General features: G+C 61.4%; 2 protein-coding genes. One reads left to right on the top strand and one right to left on the bottom strand.

Going from position 1 to position 3855, the window contains the following annotated elements; genetic code table 11:
- The coding region (locus AB4Y84_RS15690) for a P-loop NTPase (protein WP_442250404.1) at positions 1-308 on the bottom strand (308 nt) is incomplete at its 3' end.
- 215 nt (positions 309-523) lie between these two features.
- Between AB4Y84_RS15690 and AB4Y84_RS15685 the strand changes: the two genes are divergently transcribed.
- On the top strand, positions 524-3319 hold the full coding sequence (locus tag AB4Y84_RS15685; protein WP_442250403.1) for a TonB-dependent receptor plug domain-containing protein: 2796 nt from the start codon (positions 524-526) through the stop codon (positions 3317-3319).
- Positions 3320-3855 lie beyond the last annotated feature (536 nt).

Raw genomic sequence — 3855 nt, 5'->3', positions numbered from 1 at the left:
ACCAGATAACCGATCGACATGGTGTCCACGCCGAAGGCCCGCATCGGCTCGATGCTCTTGTTGTCCGGGCTTTCCGGGCGACCGGACAGGCCGAGCATCGCCGGCACGCTGGGGCCGTAGATATCGGCATCAAGCACGCCTACGCGCGCCCCCAGCTGCTGCAGTGCGACGGCCAGGTTGACCGCCGTGGTCGACTTGCCCACCCCACCCTTTCCCGAGCCCACCGCGATCACGTTGCGGATGCGCGCATGCGGCGCCAGTCCCTTCTGCACCTGGCTGGCATGCGGACGACGGGAAGAACTGTTCACTGCGGACTCCGGGTGAATCGATAAGAAGAACCCAACATCATACTAGCTGGACGTACGCTGACTGAAATTCAGGATTGCTACAGATTCGTGCACAGATTGTTAAGTTCATGTTACGTTCGCTGGGCACTGGTTTTGGGCTGCGTTGCTGGTTCTACAGCACGCACGATGGCGCATGCGCAGTGCCGTACTCGTATTTGCTCTCTGAACGGAACTACATGAAAGACCTTCGCAATTCCGCACGTCGCAACACCCTCGCCGTCGCCTTGATCTCCGCCCTGGTTGCCGCCTCGCCGGCAATGGCCCAGGACAAGGCCACCAACCTGGACAAGATCACCGTCACCGGCTCGCTGATCCCGCAGACCCAGGTCGAGACCCAGACCCCGGTCATGACCATCAGCGCTGAAGCCATCCAGTCGCGCGGCTTCAACAGCGTCGCCGAAGTGCTGCAGCAGTCCTCGCTGACCACCGGCGGCATCCAGGGCGGCCAGACCTCCGCTTCGTTCACCCAGGGCGCTGAAGCCGCTGGCATGTTCGGCCTGAATCCGGGTTACACCAAGTACCTGATCAACGGCCGCCCGATGATGTCCTACCCGGCGCTGTACAACGGCGGCGACGCGTTCAACAACATCAGCGGCATTCCGATCGACATCGTCGAGCGCATCGAAGTCCTGCCGGGTGGCCAGTCCTCCCTGTACGGTTCGGATGCGATCGCCGGCGTGGTCAACATCATCCTGAAGGACCACATGGAAGGCGGCAGCCTGTCCGTGCGTGGCGGCACCACCACTGAAGGCGGCGGCAACAGCTTCCGCATCAGCGGCGCACACGGCTTCTCGGCGCTGGACAACCGCTTCAATGCACTGGTCAACGTGCAGATCGAAAGCAGCAACCCGATCTGGGGCTACCAGCGTGATCTGACCAAGCAGAACAACACCAACGGCTACACCGCACAGCTGCCGTCGAACGACTTCGCCGTCATCGACGCCAAGACCAATGCGCTGTACATGATGGACCCGAGCAACTGCGCCAACGTCGCCGGCCAGTTCGATGGCACCACCGTGCTGGCGAACCGCCCGACCGGCCAGTCCTGCGGTTCGGTGTTCGGCGCAGGCTACAAGACCCTGAAGAACGGCAAGGACAGCGGCCAGTTCTATTCGTCGATGACCTTCGATGTGAACGACAACTTCCAGCTGTTCGCCGACGTGCTGTACAGCAAGGAAAAGACCGAATACACCTCCGGTTCGAACTACCTGTGGTGGGGCACCAAGAGCGGCATGGGTGGCTTCTATGACCAGACGTCGGGCAAGCTGGTCAACCTGCAGCGCGCGTTCGCTCCGGAAGATATCGGCGGCGAAGGCTACAAGGGCATCCTGAACAACGACAAGAGCCGTTCCTACCAGGTCACCCTGGGCGGCAAGGGTGCGGTCGGCAACTGGGACTACAGCCTGAGCTTCACCCGCGGCGAGTACCGCCTGGATGAAAGCAAGTTCCAGCGCTTCGGCAATGCCATCAACAGCTACTTCGCTGACAAGGTACTGGGCCCGCAGCTCGGCACCAAGGATGGCTTCGGCATCTACAACACCAACTGGGGCGCGTTCTATTCGCCGATCGCGCCGGAAGACTTCGCCGGCTTCACCGGTTACACCACCAACCATGCGCGCACCTGGCAGAACATGGCTCGTGCCCAGGTCACCAATGGCTCGCTGTTCTCGCTTCCGGGCGGCGACGCCGGCCTGGCCGTGGTCGTCGAAGGTGGCAGCGAAGGTTGGGACTACAGCCCGGACCAGCGCCTGCTGGACGGCGATGTGTGGGGTTCGTCGGCTGTTGCCGGCAATGGCCATCGCAGCAACTACGCGGTGACCAGCGAATTGCGCATGCCGCTGCTGGAGTCGCTGACGGTGACGGCTTCCGGTCGCTATGACGCCTTCAAGATCGGAGACAACACCGTCGACAAGGCCACCTACAGCGTCGGTGTCGAGTTCCGTCCGATCGAAAGCCTGCTGTTCCGCGGCAAGTACGGCACCGCCTTCCGCGCGCCGACCCTGCCTGACGCGTTCCAGGGCCGCAGCGGCTACTACGCTGCCAACTCCACCGACTACTACCGTTGCGGYSAGCTGGGCTACGTGCCGGGTAACACCGACGCCTGCCGCTACGCGGACAGCGTCTCGGTCTACTCCGAGCGTGCCGGCAACCCGGACCTGGAGCCGATCACCGCYGAYGTCTGGAAYGCSGGCATCGTSTGGGCGCCGATGGCGAACCTGTCGATCTCGGCCGACTACTACAACTGGAAGATCGAGAACGAAGTCGATACGGCCAGCACCGACCAGCTGCTGCTGGCCGAGTACTACTGCCGCAACGGCCTGCCGAACGGCTCCTCGGCTACCTGCCAGAACGTGGCTGACTGGGTCACCCGTGATTCGGCCGGCAACCTGAGCTCGCTGTACACCCCGAAGATGAACGTGGCCCGCCAGAACCTGCAGGCCGTGACCGTCGGCTTCAAGTACCTGCAGGACATCGGCCGCTTCGGTTCGCTGCAGGTCTCGGGCAACTACACCAACATGCTGAAGCGTGAAGTGCAGGCGCAGCCGGGTGAGGACTTCCAGGACCTGCTGGGCAACCCGAAGTCGATGTGGAACTACGACAGCTACGCCAAGGTCCGTTCCGACGCGTCGGTGGCCTGGTCGTTGGACAAGTGGACCACCACGCTGTACGCGAACTACATCGGCCACACCCCGAACTACCTGGCGGGCCTGAACGGCTATGAGTACACCCATGGTGCGTCGGGTTACAAGGCAGGCAAGTGGGCTTCGTACACCACCTACAACCTGAGCGTTAACTACCGCGTGCAGGATGACCTGACCCTGTCGCTGATGGTCAACAACGTGTTCAACAAGATGCCCGAGCAGCAGGCCCACAGCTACCAGGGCACCTCCGGCACGCCGTTCAACAACTRCCTGTACAACGTCTACGGCCGCACCGTGTACGTGCAGGCCAAGTACGACTTCGGCAAGTAATCCCGTCGTTTTCCGGGTTTGATTCCGGACCAGGCCCCGCTTCGGCGGGGCCTTTTTTTTGCCGGCGCATATGCATCGATCAGCGCATGAACATCTCGATTGTTAAATATCCAATGATTTACGGGATATTCATTAAGCCAAACTCGGCAAATTCGTACCAATTTCGTAACGCATTGTTTTTAAATATATTTTTATTAACTCGAAACGAGCGATTGCGAGAGCGCGACAACTCCGCGAAAAACAAGTTAAGCGTGTGTTACGTTCGAAAAACGCCGCCTTTCTGCGTCCACGGGCTGCTGAACCATCCATGAGTTCCCAGGAAAGGGAAAACGCGTTTCTCACGACCACACGGAGTACCGCATGTCTCGCAATGGCTTCCCGCGTCACCCGCTCACCCGCGCCGTCCTCAGCGGCCTGATCCTGGCCAGCAGCAGCGCGATCGCGCTCGCCCAGGACAACACCCCCACCGATCTCGGACGCGTGACCGTCACCGGCTCACTGATCCCGCAGACGCAGATCGAGAACCACACGCCGGT

Origin of the sequence: Stenotrophomonas sp. 2YAF22, from assembly GCF_052114665.1 — a bacterium.
GTDB classification, from domain to species: Bacteria; Pseudomonadota; Gammaproteobacteria; order Xanthomonadales; family Xanthomonadaceae; genus Stenotrophomonas; species Stenotrophomonas indicatrix.
Note: the sequence above shows the minus strand (reverse complement) of the source record. Positions and strands in the feature narration are given on the sequence as shown.